Genomic DNA, 12,914 nt, shown 5'->3' on the forward strand with positions numbered 1-12,914 from the left:
CTATCGCATCGCGCTCACTCGGCGGAGTTGGCGGCCAGCCTGGCCAGGTCCCTTGAGACTTGGCGCATCCGCCTGGCACGTTCCTTCAGGTAGTTCTCGTCGACGACGATGGTCGAACGGTCCAGGGAGTCCCCCATGGCGCGGGCGATGTCGCTCCAGGCGTCCTGCCGCGCCGACTCGACCAGGTTGAGAAGATACGCGTCATCGTCGCGGCGGGTGCGGAGGGCGCCAACCAGGGAGTCGAGCACGGCCTCGCGGTGCCGAAGGTTGGCCGCATCGCCCGACCGATAGTCGTGGGCGTGCACGGCACTGCCTCGCAGGTGGGCGATCGAGGAGATCTCCTTGGAGATGCGCTCGGCGGCACCCGCGAATTCCGAGGCCAGGTGCTCCAGGGCATCCGCCGCCGCCCCGACGTAATCGCCGGAGTTGTAGGCGTCGCGCCGGGTGAGCACGCCGACGATGATCTCGTTCTTCACCCGCATGCGACTCGCGTACTCGGCGAGCATCAGGCCCTCAGAGGTGGACTCCTCCACGGTTGCCGGTGCCGCCGATGGCAGCGTCGACTCGTCGAACGGCGTCATCCTGCGCCGCCGCTTCGTGCGACGAAAGAGCTTCACTCTGCGCTCACAAACTCCCTGTCCGTGGCCGGAGCGCGACGGTGCATCGCGCCCCATCGAGCCTAGCGGGGCGCGGCCGTTCAGCCGAGGCTGAGGCCGTGCTCCTCGAGCGCTTCCTGCAGGATGCGCAGTGCTCGTACACTGAGGCGCACCCGCACAGGAGGAGGTCGCGGATGACCAGGTACGGCATCGATGCAGGCGTGGCGATCCGGTTAGCCCAGGACGATGTCACTATCCCCGCCGAGCACGACCTCGTCGCACCGGCGCTTCTGCGGTCGCAGGCACTGTCGGCGCTTCACGAGGCGGCGATGCGCGGTGAGCTGACCGAAGCTGAGGCGCAGGGCCTGCTCGCGCGCATCAGGACCATGAACATCCGCCTGCTCGGCGACCGGGTGCTGCAGAGCGTCGCCTGGAAAATCGCCGACCAGCTAGGCTGGACCGAGACGTTCGACGCGGAGTACATCGCGGTGACGAAGCTTCAGGCGGATGCCCTCATCACCCTCGACGAGAAGCTCGCCGCGAGCGCGCGGGAGCTCGTCGACGTGGCACCCATCGAGGTGCTCTACCGCGGTAGCAGAGCCGGCAGCAGAGGGTAGGCGAATTGGCGATCCAGGTGAAACCAGCACACGATTTCGACGACCTGGCGACCATGTTCGCGCCGAAGAAACCGGAGTCTTCGGTGTGCTGGTGCCTGTCCTGGAGATTGAGTTCGAAGGAGAACCGGGAGCTCACGGGCACAGGGCGGGCAGACAAGGTTCGGGATCTCGCGGCTCGGGACCACGCTCCCGGTGTGCTCGCCTACCTGGACGGCGAGGTGGCCGGGTGGGCGGGCGTTTCTCCGCGCGCTGAGCTCTATCCGATTGCGAACTCGAGGAAGATCCCGCAGGTCGATGGCCTGCCGGTGTGGTCGATCTGGTGCGTGCGCGTGCGGCCCGGGTACCGCAAGCGAGGAATAACGAGTGCGCTCATCGACGGCGCGGTCGAGTACGCGCGTGCGTGCGGTGCTCCGGCCGTCGAGAGCTACCCGGTGGACAACGGCGACCAGCGGGTCGACATGACGATGGCGTTCGTCGGCACCCGTGCCATGTTCGAGCGGGCAGGTTTCACGAAGGTGGCCGATACCGACTCGGTCTCCGGCGGCATCCCGCGAATCCTGATGCGGCGGATGCTCGGCTGACTATCTGCGACGATGACGGGGTTTGTCGATGATGAGCCCGATCCAAACGGCATCATCGTTGACGAACTTGGTCATCGTTGAAGTCAGTCGCCGTCGAGCCCGGCGCCGATGTCGCCGGTCTCCGCCGCGGTCGGCTCCCAGTCGTCGACGATGGTTGCTGTTGAGATGCCGAGCGAATCTCCGGCGCGGAGGTTCGCGGCTTCAAGCGCACGCTCAATGGCCAGGTCGAGGTCCGACCCCGGCTCAACACCCTGATCCTTGACTGTCACGCTGCCTCCCATTCGGTGTCATGCCAACAGTAAGAGCCGGCGTTCCCTTACGTCCAGCCCTGTCGCATCCGCTGCCTCGATCAGGCGAAGCCGAACAGCGGAGGCAATGCAAGCACCACGAGCAGAACCCAGACGGCGAACACCGGGAGGTAGCCGGTCTGCCAGCGCTCGAGGCGGATCGCCGGGGACCGGCCGGCCAGCATCCGCGCGATGAGCCAGGCCGCCACGGCCAGATTCACCAGGAGGAGGACGTTCAGTCCGAGAGCGGCAACCCGGTTGGGTGTGAAACCGAACTCGCCGACGCGAGCGAACATCGAGGCGAGCACGAGCAGGTCCAGGATGATCGCCGCACCGACGGCGACCAGGCGGAGGGCATCCGCCAGCCCGGCCTGCCGGGTACGGTCGCGCGCGGAGATGCCGTAAACGACGAGGCCGAGGACCACGAGAAGAAGCACGTCGAACACGATCAGCAGGTCGCGGTCGAACTCGCGCCCAATCCCACCGATCGTGTAGACGACGGCGGACACCAGCAGCATGACCGCGAACAGCGGGGTGAAGATTGCCGTCAACACTGGTGCAAGGTTCTCGATGATGCTCTTCTTCGCCTCGACCAGCCAGGCCGCGACGATCACGGCTCCTGCGGCGCCGGAGGGCAGCACCCAGAGGAACACCTCCTCTACTGCTTCAGGTGCGATGGGTGCGAGCACCAGTCCGGTCAGCCCGAGCAGCACACCACCGCCGAGCGCGATCAGCGCGTAGTAGATCAGCCACTCCCCGGTGAATCGGATGAAATTCATGCGGGCAGCGGATGATCGGACGTCGCCGCCTACGTAGGCGGCGCCCACCACGAACCAGAGCACAACGGGGAGGTGGATGGCCACCAGCAGGTCGGTGCTCGACCCGGGTGGGAAGGGAAACAGGTTGACGGCGAGCGCCAGCACGGCGACGACGCCGGTGAGCGCGAGAGAACGCGACAACGACAGGCGCCTGACGATGGCGAAGTAGGCGGCGAGCACCGGAAGCACGAACAAGGTGACATCGCGCATGAACCAGGGGCTGCTCACCTCAGGGACTCCGGCCAGAAGTCGCGCCACCTGCACGAGCACCGCGGTCAGCACAGCGAACCCGAGCATCAACAGAACTGGACGAGGCCGATCATCCGCCTGATGGGTCATTGCCAGCTGCTTCCACAACCGGTCGCTGTGTTCGCGGGCGAACTCGGCGGTGATGAGGTCTACCTGCCCCAGGCGCCGGACCGCGATCAGGAACGCCTCATCGTCGGCCAGCCCGGACGACTCGAGGTCGGCGATCTGCTCGCGCAGGTGGCCCTCGAGTTCATCGGCATCCGCCTCATCGACGGCACCCCCGCGCAGGATGGCGGCGCGCCACTGGCCGATCTGGGCCTCGAGGGTACTCATGCTGGTGCTCCTGCCGTCGTTGGGGCCATGCCCCACAGTCCGCCGAGGGTTCGGTTGGCGGTCTCCCATTGCTTGCGTTGCTCGGCTAGCTGGCCGCGTCCGGCATCCGTGACCTCGTAGTACTTACGGCGGCGTCCTTCAGGGGAGACTCCCCACTCGGCGCGGATGTATCCCAGTCGCTCCAAGCGGTGGAGGAGCGGATAGAGCATGCCGTCGGTCCATTCCAGGTCGCCCCCGGACAGCTCGCGGACGCGCTTGAGGATGGCATAGCCGTAGCTGGTGCCCTCCACCAGGATCGCCAGCACCAGCGGCGTCGCCATGGCGGCGACCAGGTCTTTGTCGATGTTCATGGGACCTCCTCGGAGGTCCAGTGTATACCTAACAGTTCTAGGTACATTGCACTGCTAGGTGTTGTTCAGGAGATCGACGCTAGCTTCACCCGGCCAGCGCCTGGGCGAACTGGCTAACCAAGGCGTTGATCGTGCGCACACACGTCTGGTCAACGTCCTGGGCGGGGTCGTAGATGGCAATGCTGAGGCCGATGAGCCCGGGATGCTGGCCGGCGGATGCCAAGGCCGTACCAAGTTGGTCAGGAGTGAGACCGCCTGGCTCATCGGGTACGTCGGGGAGCCCCTGAGCAGGGAAATATTCGGGATCGAGCACATCGAGGTCGATGTGCAGCCACCAGCTCCGATTCGTGTGGGTGACGGATGCGACCGCTTCGCGCGAAACCCGTTTGGGATCCGAGGACGCGGCGGATGCGTCACGAACGTAGGCACCGAGACCGGCGACCGAGGCGACATTGAACCGCTGCCGCCACGCGTCATCTCGAGGTCCGATGATGGCGAGACTCTCCGGCGAAATGGTTCGCAGCAAGGCAGGTAGCGGACCCTGCATGGATCTCCCAGTCACACCCAGGAGCAGTCCGATCTCCGTGTTGGCAGCTTCGCCATCCTCCGAAGCGTCCAACGGGATGCTGTCCTCGTGCCCGTCGAACGCCACCAGCCCGACTCCGCCCGGATGGTCCCGTGCCCCCGCCATGATGCCGAGCAACGAAGAACAATCGCCGCCGATCACACAGGCGAAAGCACCGGATGCCACGGCTTCAGCGACCCGGACAGAGAGGTCCTGAGTCATGGCAATGATGGCTGCCTCGTTCATGAGGGTGGTGTCCCTCCCGCGCTCGGAGGTTTGCGCGGGAAGCAGCACGTCTTCATCCGAAACCACGTGCAGCGGAGACCAGGCATCCGCAATGCCGGCGTCCCTCATCGCCTGCGCGGCCGAGGCCTGATGCCCCGGGCGGCCGTAGCCGTCAAAGGGGACTCCGATGATCGCCACTTGCCTCATGGCATCAGGATGTTGATGTCAGTGGCGGGCCGTCGATCGGGGTGGGCACGTACTCGAGCAACTGCAGCCGACCGTCGAAGGTACGTGCCTCGACGAGGTCGAGTGCGTAATCCTGGTAGCCGTCATAAATCCGTTCGCTCCCGGATTTGCCGGTGATCACGGGGAAGAGGACCACGCGGAACCGGTCCACCAACCCGGCCGCCATCAGTGAGCGGCACAAGCTCAGGCTGCCGATGGTACGCAACGATTTGGTGCCGCTCCGTTTCAACTCGGCGACGGCATCCACCGCATCTCCGCCAATGACCTCCGTGTTGGGCCAGGCATACGGTGGCTGCAGGGTGGAGGAGAAGACCACCTTGTCAGACTTGGCCAGGCCGTCGATGCTGGCTTCCTCCTCCGAGGTGAACCCGGAATCCGCCTTGTCGAGTTGTGCGCTGAAGCCAGACATCTGTCGATAGGTATTCGCCCCCATCAGGATGGTGTACTCGTTCTCGGGTTGCTCATCGAGCCAGCGCAGGTACTCCGGCCCCTGGAGCCCCCACCAACCTGGCCAGCCTTCGCCGGATGCGTATCCATCGAGCGTGATGATGAAATCCACCAGCAGTTCTGGTGTAGTTTTCTCCGGCATTCGCTGTTCCTCGTTCTCTGTTCGGAGATCGTTCGGGAGTTGTGGGAGCCCAGCATACGACCCGCCCATCCCGTTGGGAATGGCTCGGCGAACCGTTCCGGCGCATCATCGGACGGGTGGCCGTAGACCTGTCGGTCGAACGTTGACACGGTTACGTTGTGAGCATGAGCCCCACTGCGAGTAAGGCCGAGGTGCTGGAGATCGATGGGCGCGAGGTGCGGATCTCCAGCCCGGACAAAGTGGTGTTCCCTGAGCCGGGCATCACGAAGCTCGAACTTGTGCAGTACTACCTAGCCGTCGCGGACGGCGCTCTCCGAGGTGTCGCGGGTCGTCCGATGGTGCTGAAGCGCTTCGTAAAAGGCATTGAGGAGGAGGCGTTCTTCCAGAAGCGCGCACCCGAGAAGCGGCCAGAGTGGATCGATACCGCCACACTGCACTACGCATCGGGCAACTCCGCCGAGGAGGTTGTCGTGCGGGATGCCGCGGCGCTGGCCTGGGTCGTGAACCTCGGATGCATTGACCTCAACCCGCATCCGGTCCGCGCCGACGACCTCGACCACCCGGACGAACTCCGGGTGGATCTCGACCCCATGCCGGGCGTCGACTGGCGACAGATCGTGGATGTGGCAATGATCGCCCGCGACGTGCTGACTGACCATGGCCTGGTCGGCTGGCCGAAGACATCCGGCTCTCGTGGCATCCACATCTACGCACGAATCGAACCTCGCTGGAAGTACCGGGAGGTGCGCCTCGCCGCCGAAACGCTCGCCAGAGAAGTCGAACGGCGAGCGCCAGGCCTGGCAACCGCAAGGTGGTGGAAGGAAGAACGCGGCGAAAGCGTTTTCGTCGACTTCAATCAGAACGCGAAGGACCGCACCGTGGCATCCGCCTACTCGGTGCGTCCGCTTCCGGATGCCCGCGTGTCGACGCCGCTCGACTGGGAGGAGATGCCGAAATGCCGGCCGGAGGAGTTCACCGTGCGCACTGTCCTGGAGCGATTCGCGGAACGGGGCGACCCGGCATCCGGAATCGATGACGCCGTCGGCAGCCTGGATGCGCTGCTCGCCCTGGCCGACGACCTCGGCCCGGCCGAGAAACCACCGAAATCATCGGACGGATCAGGAAGACGGGCGTCAACGATGCCCCTCATCGAGATCGCCAGGGCGAAGACCAAGCCGGAGGCTCTCGAGGCGCTTGAACGGTGGAAGTCGAAACACCCGAAGGTCGTGAAGCTGCTCGAGCCGGCCGACGTGCTGGTCGACGGGATGCGCGGTTCCAGTTCGCTCTGGTATCGCATCCGGGTGAACCTTCAGCATGTGCCCGAAGATGAGCGACCCGAACAGGCGGAACTAGAGGCCGACTACGACCCGTGGGCGGGGAAGAACCAGGGGCAGCCTTCTTAACGCCAGTGGCTACTTCAGCGCGATTCGTAAGCAGTGATTTCTGCGAGTTTCTGCCCGTAGGCGCTCGACGGGTCGTGGCGCAGGTCCAGCCACACATCAACGAGCGCCTTGGCTGCAGCGGGAGCGATCACGTTCTCACCCATGCAGAGAACCTGGGCATCGTAGTTCTCGACCGCACCGCGGACCGTGATGAGGTCATGAGCTGTCGCGGCCCGAACACCCGTGACCTTGCTCGCTGCGATCGCCGAACCGACGCCGGTGCCGCAGACGAGGAGCCCACGGTCGGCCTTCCCGTCGCGGATGGCCTCTGCCACCTGGAAAGACACGTCGGGATAGGTGATTTCCGCGGTCGATAGGTCCACCACGCCACTGACTCGGGGGTCTGCCTCGAGCAGCGACTTCAGCTCGTCTTTCAACGCCGCACCATTGCCGGGAGCCCCAATTATGATCCGCACGTCTACCCCATCCCTGCCGACATCCAGTCTATGCGCCGACTCTCTCGAGCCGCATCAACGCTGCCCGGGCGACGGCGCGCTGATCTGCGCTTGGATCTCCCGGATCGTCATGCCGAGGATGCCACGTGACAGGAGGCCGGCGCCACGGCTCGTGCCGCGGCAGCACCGGCCGACGTGGTGACGGCGTTCGCTGCCTTCACCGCAACGAGCCGCTTGCTGATCTCATCTGCGGCGTTTCCCGCACCGGCGCTGTATGCACCCCATTGAACCGGAACCTGACTACACGTTGAAGCGAAACTCGACTGAGCTACGGCGCCGAGTAATCATGATGGATCCCCCAGCTAGTCATCCTCTCGACGCGAGATAGCATGCTGACGTGCGAGCCGAATCCCAAGCCAAGACGACGATAGAAATGCTGGACACGGTAGCCCTCGCCGAACTTCTCCAATTCGAGCGAGAGAATCGCGACTACTTCGCTGAGTGGGTACCTGACCGCGGGGACGACTACTTCACGCAATTCCAAACGCGCAATCAGGCGCTCTTGGACGAACAATCGGCGGAAGGGTCATTCTTCTTCGTCGTCCGCGACGAATCCAACCAACTAGTCGGCCGGGTGAATCTGGTGGACGCCACGCACAGGTCCGCCTCACTTGGCTACCGCATCGCACAGAAAGCCACCGGCGTCGGCCACGCTGGCCGCGCAGTGAAACTCGCGACCGTTTTTGCCCGGGACTACGGACTAGAGATGATCACAGCTATGACCACACTCACCAATGTCGGATCTCGGAGGGTGTTGGAACGGTCGGGGTTCGTCGAAATCGCCGGGCGCCCAGCATCCGTTTTGCAGAACGGCGCCGAGCAGGAAACAGTGCACTACGCGCTCGATCTGGGATCTCTCGTCTGAGGGTTGCTCGGAAGGAAGCCCTATGAGCACGCGCGATGCCAGCGCCGACCGCTCAGAGAACCTTTTTCACCACGCTGGACTTCAATTGCATCCGCCCAAACCCGGGAACGGTGGCGTCAATGTCGTGGTCGCCCACGCCATCCTCGATGAGCCGGATGCCGCGCACTTTCGTGCCGACCTTTACGACGCCGCCGCCCGCGCCTTTGACCTTGAGATCCTTGGCAATCGTGATGGTGTCACCATCAGCGAGCACATTACCGACGGAATCCTTGATCTGACTCGCGTCGGACGCACTCTCGTCCGGAGCCGAGCCGGAGGTCCACTCGTGGCCGCACATGGGGCACACCAGCAGCGCACCCTGCTCGTAGGTGAACGCCTCCTGGCATTCAGGGCAGGCCGGCAGCGCGTCAGACATTGAAGCGGAACTCCACCACGTCGCCGTCCTGCATGACGTAGTCCTTGCCCTCGACGCGGGCCTTGCCCTTGGCGCGCGCCTCCGCAATGGAGCCGGTCGTGACCAGGTCGTCGAAGCCGATCACCTCGGCTTTGATGAAGCCCTTCTCGAAGTCGGTGTGGATGACACCCGCCGCCTGCGGCGCCTTGGCCCCCTTCGGGATCGTCCATGCCCGCGACTCTTTCGGGCCGGCGGTCAGGTAGGTCTGCAGGCCAAGGGTGTCGAACCCGATGCGGGCGAGCTGGTCGAGACCGCTCTCCTCCTGGCCGGTGCTGGCCAGCAGCTCCGCAGCATCCGCCTCATCCAGCTCGATCAGCTCGGACTCGAGCTTCGCGTCCAGGAACACGGCCTTCGCCGGCGACACCAGAGCGGCGAGCGCCGCGAGCTTGGCGGAGTTGCCGAGAACGTCCTCATCGACGTTGAACACGTAGATGAACGGCTTCGCGGTGAGCAGCCCTAACTCACGAATCGGCTCCAGGTCGAGCTTCGAATTCGAGGAGAGCGGATGCCCGTCGTTCAGCCAGGCGACGGCAGCCTTCGCGGTCTCCAGCACGATCGGCTCTGCCCGCTTCGTCTTGACCTCTTTCTCATACCGCTCGACCGCCTTCTCGAGGGTCTGCAGGTCGGCGAGGATGAGCTCGGTGTTGATGGTCTCCATGTCGCTGGCCGGGTTGACCTCGCCATCGACGTGAACCACATCCGCATCGCTGAATCCGCGGATGACCTGAGCGATCGCATCCGCCTCACGGATGTTCGCCAGGAACTTGTTGCCGAGTCCCTCGCCCACACTCGCGCCCTTGACGATTCCGGCGATGTCGACGAACGAGACCGGGGCGGGCAGGATGCGCTCACTCCCGAAGATCTCAGCCAGCTTCCCCAGTCGCGGGTCGGGAAGGTTCACCACGCCGACGTTCGGCTCGATCGTCGCGAACGGGTAGTTCGCGGCGAGCACCGAGTTCTTGGTCAGGGCGTTGAAGAGGGTGGACTTGCCCACATTGGGGAGTCCGACGATTGCGATAGTGAGAGCCACGAGAGTCAAGGGTACCGTGCGCGGTGGAACGCGATCCGCGACGCCGGCGCGGCGACCAGTTCGAGGTCGTCCCGTTTCGCAACAGACCGGGCGCGCTCCGATCTGGCGTCGGATGTGCGTGAGACGATGCGACGCATGGCACTGAACTTCACCGCGATCGACTTCGAGACAGCCAACTCCTCCAGCGCCTCGGCGTGCTCGGTCGGCCTGGTGAAAGTGCGCGATGGTGCCGTCGTTGACAAGGCGAGCTGGTTCATCCGCCCGCCGCTCGGTCACGACGCGTTCACCGAATGGAATACGCGCATCCACGGCATCATGGCGGCGGATGTCGCGGACGCCCTGCTCTGGAGCGAACAACTTCCCGACCTGGTCGCCTTCGCCGACGGCGACCACCTTGTCGCCCACAACGCCGGATTCGACATGGGAGTGATCTCCGGAGCGTGCGCCGCGAGCTTCATCGAGACCCCCAACTTCAACTACCTGTGCAGCCTCCAGGTCGCCCGCAAGACGTACCACCTGGACTCCTACCGACTGCCGGTCGCCGCCATGGCCGCCGGTTTCGAGGACTTCAACCACCACGACGCGCTCGCCGACTCCGAGGCCTGCGCGGCGATCATGGTTCACGCGGCACGGCGGCACGCGGCCGACTCACTGGAGCACCTCGCCACCATCCTCGGTCTGAGGGTCGGCGCGATCGGCGCTGCGGCGGCGGATGCTCGCGCGATGGCGCTCGGCTAGCCTCACTCCCCGCGCGGGCGGCGCGTGCGCGACGGGATGTCTGCGGTCGCTGCGACACTGGATGCATGGACCCGTTCATCGCACTGCTCATCGGCCTTTTCGTCGGCGTCGCCCTCGGCGGCATCATCGGCATGCTCGTCGCCCGAAGCCGCAAGACAGCAGTCGATGGCGTCGACCCGGCGGTGCTCGAGGCACGCCACCAGGTCGCGCTCAGCGAGGTTCGGGCACTCGAACAAGCCGCCAGGTCGGAGCTCGCTGCGGAACTCTCTGCCGTGCAGGCGACCGAATCGAGCCTTCGGGAGCGGCTGGCCGAGCTACAGGAACAGAACCGTGGCCTGATCGAGCGTCAGCGAGCTGAGCAGGTGGCCCTGACTGAGCGGGAGCGCGCAGAAAGCAAAGTACTCCAGGCCCTCACGCCCGTGCAGGAAAGTCTTCGCACCATGCAGCACAAGGTGACCGAGTTGGAGAAGGATCGAGCGACCCAGTACGGCTCGATTGCCGAGCAGTTGAAACAGGCGCAAGTGTCCGACGAGCAATTGCGTGCAACTACCGAATCACTTGCAAGCGCCCTCCGATCCAACAGCACACGCGGTGTCTGGGGGGAGACGCAGCTGCGCCGGGTGGTTGAGGCGGCCGGGCTGGCCCAGTATGTGGACTTCGACACCCAGACGAGCATCTCCACCGATGCCGGGGCGGGACGGCCCGACATGGTGATCAGGCTTCCTGGTCGCAAATCCATCGCGATCGACGCGAAAGTGCCTCTCGAGCACTACATCGAGGCCAGCCAAATTCCGCTCTCCGCCACCGGCGAAGAGGGATCTCGGCGGACGGCACTCATCGATCGCCATGTGAAAGCCGTGCGGAGCCACATCGATGCCCTGGCCAAGAAGACCTACTGGGAGGGACTGGATGCGAGCCCTGAGTTCGTCATCGCCTTCATCCCCAGTGAGTCGCTACTGTCTTCGGCGCTGGAGGCCGATCCTTCCCTCCTCGAGTACGCGTTCAGCAAGCGCGTCGCTCTGGCCTCGCCGGTGAATCTGTGGGCGGTGCTGAAGACAGTCGCCTTCACGTGGCAGCAGCAGGCCGTGACCGACGAAGCCAAGAAGCTCTTCGATCTAGGTAACACGCTCTATCAGCGTCTGGGAACCCTCGCCGGACACGCTGAGGGAATGCGCAAGGCCATCGAGCGCACTGTTGACAGTTACAACAAGTTCGCCAACTCGCTGGAGACTCGCGTGCTGGTGACTGCCCGGCAGTTCCCAGGGATCGACGAAACCAAGATCGCGCTCATGACCGAACCCGCCGCTATTCACGACACCCCGCGCAAACTGACGTCGGCTGAGATGACGGAGGATGGCGACTCTAACGGCTCGACGGAATCCAACGAGCCGCTTGAACTACACGAGTTGCGCGAACTGACGGAACTCAACAGCGCCTTCGATGATCAAATGACCGACGGCCAGCTGCTCGACGACGAAGCGTTCGCCGGGCGAGAATAGCGGCTACTCGTCGAGCCACTTCTCGATGAGGTGATCCGCCGAGACGCGACGGATCGTGCCGGAACGAGAGCGCAGCACAATACTCTCGGTGCGGATGATCGGGCCCTTGCGTCGCACGCCGGCAACCATCTCGCCATCCGTCACCCCGGTGGCGACGAAGAACGTGTTGTCGCCGCTGACCAGGTCGTTGGCCTCATACACGTGGTCGAACTTGAGCCCGGCGTCAATCCCGCGCTGCTTCTCCTCATCTGAGCCAGGCGCCAGCCTGCCCTGGAAGAACCCGCCCAACGCTTTCAGCGCCGCAGCAGTGGCAACACCCTCCGGGCTGCCGCCGATGCCGACACACATGTCGATGCGGCTCTCGTAGCGGGCGGCGTTGATCCCGCCGGCCACGTCGCCGTCGAGCATGAGCCTGGTCCCAGCGCCGGCCGCGCGAATGTCGTCGATCAATTGCGCGTGGCGCGGCCGATCGAGCACGGCGACGCGAAGGTCGGTCACATCCTTGCCCGACGCCTTGGCCAGCGCCCGCAGGTTCTCACCGATCGGCTTGCGGATGTCGACCACTCCTACGCCCTCCGGACCGGTCACCAGCTTGTCCATGTAGAAGACGGATGACGCGTCCAGCATCGAGCCGCGATCGGAGACCGAGATCATCGAGATCGCGTTCTGCCGGCCGGCGGCGGTGAGCGACGTGCCATCGATCGGGTCCACGGCGATATCGCACGACGGGCCGTGGCCGTTGCCGACGTGCTCGCCGTTGTAGAGCATCGGCGCCTTGTCCTTCTCGCCCTCACCGATGACGACCACCCCGTCGAAGTCGACGGTTCCCAGGAACTTGCGCATGGCATCCACCGCCGCCTTGTCGGCCGCGTTCTTGTCGCCACGGCCGATGAACGGGTAGGCACGGATGGCGGCTGCCTCCGTGGCGCGCACCAACTCCATCGCCAGGTTGCGGTCGGGTTGCAGGTACATGGA

16 protein-coding genes are annotated in these 12,914 nt (G+C 64.8%); 6 read left to right on the plus strand and 10 right to left on the minus strand.

The features are described from left to right. Positions 1-14: 14 nt before the first annotated feature. A complete protein-coding gene (locus tag ACX3O0_RS09290) occupies positions 15-581 on the minus strand; it encodes a hypothetical protein (RefSeq protein ID WP_459088182.1) in 567 nt (188 codons plus the stop codon). Between the two features lie 209 nt (positions 582-790). Between ACX3O0_RS09290 and ACX3O0_RS09295 the strand changes: the two genes are divergently transcribed. Together ACX3O0_RS09295 and ACX3O0_RS09300 are read left to right on the plus strand one after the other, a co-directional pair. Continuing rightward, a complete protein-coding gene (locus ACX3O0_RS09295) occupies positions 791-1,213 on the plus strand; it encodes a type II toxin-antitoxin system VapC family toxin (protein WP_459088184.1) in 423 nt (140 codons plus the stop codon). 17 nt (positions 1,214-1,230) lie between these two features. Then, complete coding sequence (locus tag ACX3O0_RS09300; RefSeq protein WP_459088186.1) at positions 1,231-1,794, plus strand: GNAT family N-acetyltransferase; 564 nt, start codon at positions 1,231-1,233, stop codon at positions 1,792-1,794. An 83-nt stretch (positions 1,795-1,877) separates the two neighbouring features. Here the strand turns inward: ACX3O0_RS09300 and ACX3O0_RS09305 are convergent, their stop codons facing one another. The 5 genes from ACX3O0_RS09305 to ACX3O0_RS09325 all read right to left on the minus strand — a co-directional run bounded on the left by ACX3O0_RS09305 (position 1,878) and on the right by ACX3O0_RS09325 (position 5,456). Beyond that, positions 1,878-2,063 carry a hypothetical protein gene (locus ACX3O0_RS09305; protein WP_459107538.1) on the minus strand — a complete coding sequence of 62 codons (186 nt, stop codon included), beginning with the start codon at positions 2,061-2,063 and terminating at the stop codon, positions 1,878-1,880. 80 nt (positions 2,064-2,143) lie between these two features. Beyond that, entirely contained in the window at positions 2,144-3,481 is a 1,338-nt protein-coding gene (locus ACX3O0_RS09310; protein ID WP_459107539.1) for a permease prefix domain 1-containing protein, read from the minus strand. After that, entirely contained in the window at positions 3,478-3,831 is a 354-nt protein-coding gene (locus tag ACX3O0_RS09315; protein WP_459088192.1) for a PadR family transcriptional regulator, read from the minus strand. The genes ACX3O0_RS09310 and ACX3O0_RS09315 overlap by 4 nt, the downstream gene beginning before the upstream one ends. An 85-nt stretch (positions 3,832-3,916) precedes the next feature. Beyond that, complete coding sequence (locus ACX3O0_RS09320; protein ID WP_459107540.1) at positions 3,917-4,828, minus strand: arginase family protein; 912 nt, start codon at positions 4,826-4,828, stop codon at positions 3,917-3,919. Positions 4,829-4,832: 4 nt separating this feature from the next. Continuing rightward, on the minus strand, positions 4,833-5,456 hold the full coding sequence (locus tag ACX3O0_RS09325; protein ID WP_459088196.1) for a dihydrofolate reductase family protein: 624 nt from the start codon (positions 5,454-5,456) through the stop codon (positions 4,833-4,835). A 164-nt stretch (positions 5,457-5,620) separates the two neighbouring features. Here ACX3O0_RS09325 and ligD point away from each other — a divergent pair, with 164 nt between their 5' ends. After that, positions 5,621-6,859 carry a non-homologous end-joining DNA ligase gene (ligD, locus tag ACX3O0_RS09330; protein WP_459107541.1) on the plus strand — a complete coding sequence of 413 codons (1,239 nt, stop codon included), beginning with the start codon at positions 5,621-5,623 and terminating at the stop codon, positions 6,857-6,859. Between the two features lie 14 nt (positions 6,860-6,873). Here the strand turns inward: ligD and ACX3O0_RS09335 are convergent, their stop codons facing one another. Further along, on the minus strand, positions 6,874-7,314 hold the full coding sequence (locus ACX3O0_RS09335; protein ID WP_459107542.1) for an RpiB/LacA/LacB family sugar-phosphate isomerase: 441 nt from the start codon (positions 7,312-7,314) through the stop codon (positions 6,874-6,876). A 376-nt stretch (positions 7,315-7,690) separates the two neighbouring features. Between ACX3O0_RS09335 and ACX3O0_RS09340 the strand changes: the two genes are divergently transcribed. Beyond that, positions 7,691-8,218 (plus strand): GNAT family N-acetyltransferase, encoded by a 528-nt coding sequence (locus tag ACX3O0_RS09340; protein ID WP_459088202.1) that lies wholly within the window; start codon positions 7,691-7,693, stop codon positions 8,216-8,218. Positions 8,219-8,270: 52 nt separating this feature from the next. On the opposite strand, the gene ACX3O0_RS09345 is transcribed toward ACX3O0_RS09340, so the two are convergent. Both ACX3O0_RS09345 and ychF read right to left on the minus strand, forming a co-directional pair. Continuing rightward, the gene (locus ACX3O0_RS09345) at positions 8,271-8,633 is read right to left on the minus strand and encodes a zinc ribbon domain-containing protein YjdM (protein ID WP_459088204.1); all 363 of its coding nucleotides are present in this window, start codon (positions 8,631-8,633) and stop codon (positions 8,271-8,273) included. After that, positions 8,626-9,702 carry a redox-regulated ATPase YchF gene (gene ychF, locus ACX3O0_RS09350; protein ID WP_459088206.1) on the minus strand — a complete coding sequence of 359 codons (1,077 nt, stop codon included), beginning with the start codon at positions 9,700-9,702 and terminating at the stop codon, positions 8,626-8,628. The genes ACX3O0_RS09345 and ychF overlap by 8 nt, the downstream gene beginning before the upstream one ends. 135 nt (positions 9,703-9,837) lie before the next feature. Here ychF and ACX3O0_RS09355 point away from each other — a divergent pair, with 135 nt between their 5' ends. Together ACX3O0_RS09355 and ACX3O0_RS09360 are read left to right on the plus strand one after the other, a co-directional pair. Then, positions 9,838-10,440 (plus strand): exonuclease domain-containing protein, encoded by a 603-nt coding sequence (locus ACX3O0_RS09355; RefSeq protein ID WP_459088208.1) that lies wholly within the window; start codon positions 9,838-9,840, stop codon positions 10,438-10,440. 65 nt (positions 10,441-10,505) lie between these two features. Further along, the gene (locus tag ACX3O0_RS09360; RefSeq protein ID WP_459088210.1) at positions 10,506-11,939 is read left to right on the plus strand and encodes a DNA recombination protein RmuC; all 1,434 of its coding nucleotides are present in this window, start codon (positions 10,506-10,508) and stop codon (positions 11,937-11,939) included. 3 nt (positions 11,940-11,942) lie between these two features. Here ACX3O0_RS09360 and glpX read toward each other — a convergent pair whose 3' ends face one another. Then, positions 11,943-12,911 (minus strand): class II fructose-bisphosphatase, encoded by a 969-nt coding sequence (glpX, locus tag ACX3O0_RS09365; RefSeq protein WP_459089800.1) that lies wholly within the window; start codon positions 12,909-12,911, stop codon positions 11,943-11,945. Between the last annotated feature and the right edge of the window lie 3 nt (positions 12,912-12,914).

Source organism: Homoserinimonas sp. A447 (assembly GCF_054489325.1).

Coding starts and splice junctions, on each gene's coding strand:
- ACX3O0_RS09290 (WP_459088182.1), bottom strand. CDS start 581: ATGACGCCGTTCGACGAGTCGACGCTGCCATCGGCGGCACCGGCAACC.
- ACX3O0_RS09295 (WP_459088184.1), top strand. CDS start 791: ATGACCAGGTACGGCATCGATGCAGGCGTGGCGATCCGGTTAGCCCAG.
- ACX3O0_RS09310 (WP_459107539.1), bottom strand. CDS start 3,481: ATGAGTACCCTCGAGGCCCAGATCGGCCAGTGGCGCGCCGCCATCCTG.
- ACX3O0_RS09315 (WP_459088192.1), bottom strand. CDS start 3,831: ATGAACATCGACAAAGACCTGGTCGCCGCCATGGCGACGCCGCTGGTG.
- ACX3O0_RS09320 (WP_459107540.1), bottom strand. CDS start 4,828: ATGAGGCAAGTGGCGATCATCGGAGTCCCCTTTGACGGCTACGGCCGC.
- ACX3O0_RS09325 (WP_459088196.1), bottom strand. CDS start 5,456: ATGCCGGAGAAAACTACACCAGAACTGCTGGTGGATTTCATCATCACG.
- ligD (WP_459107541.1), top strand. CDS start 5,621: ATGAGCCCCACTGCGAGTAAGGCCGAGGTGCTGGAGATCGATGGGCGC.
- ACX3O0_RS09345 (WP_459088204.1), bottom strand. CDS start 8,633: ATGTCTGACGCGCTGCCGGCCTGCCCTGAATGCCAGGAGGCGTTCACC.
- ACX3O0_RS09355 (WP_459088208.1), top strand. CDS start 9,838: ATGGCACTGAACTTCACCGCGATCGACTTCGAGACAGCCAACTCCTCC.
- ACX3O0_RS09360 (WP_459088210.1), top strand. CDS start 10,506: ATGGACCCGTTCATCGCACTGCTCATCGGCCTTTTCGTCGGCGTCGCC.
- glpX (WP_459089800.1), bottom strand. CDS start 12,911: ATGTACCTGCAACCCGACCGCAACCTGGCGATGGAGTTGGTGCGCGCC.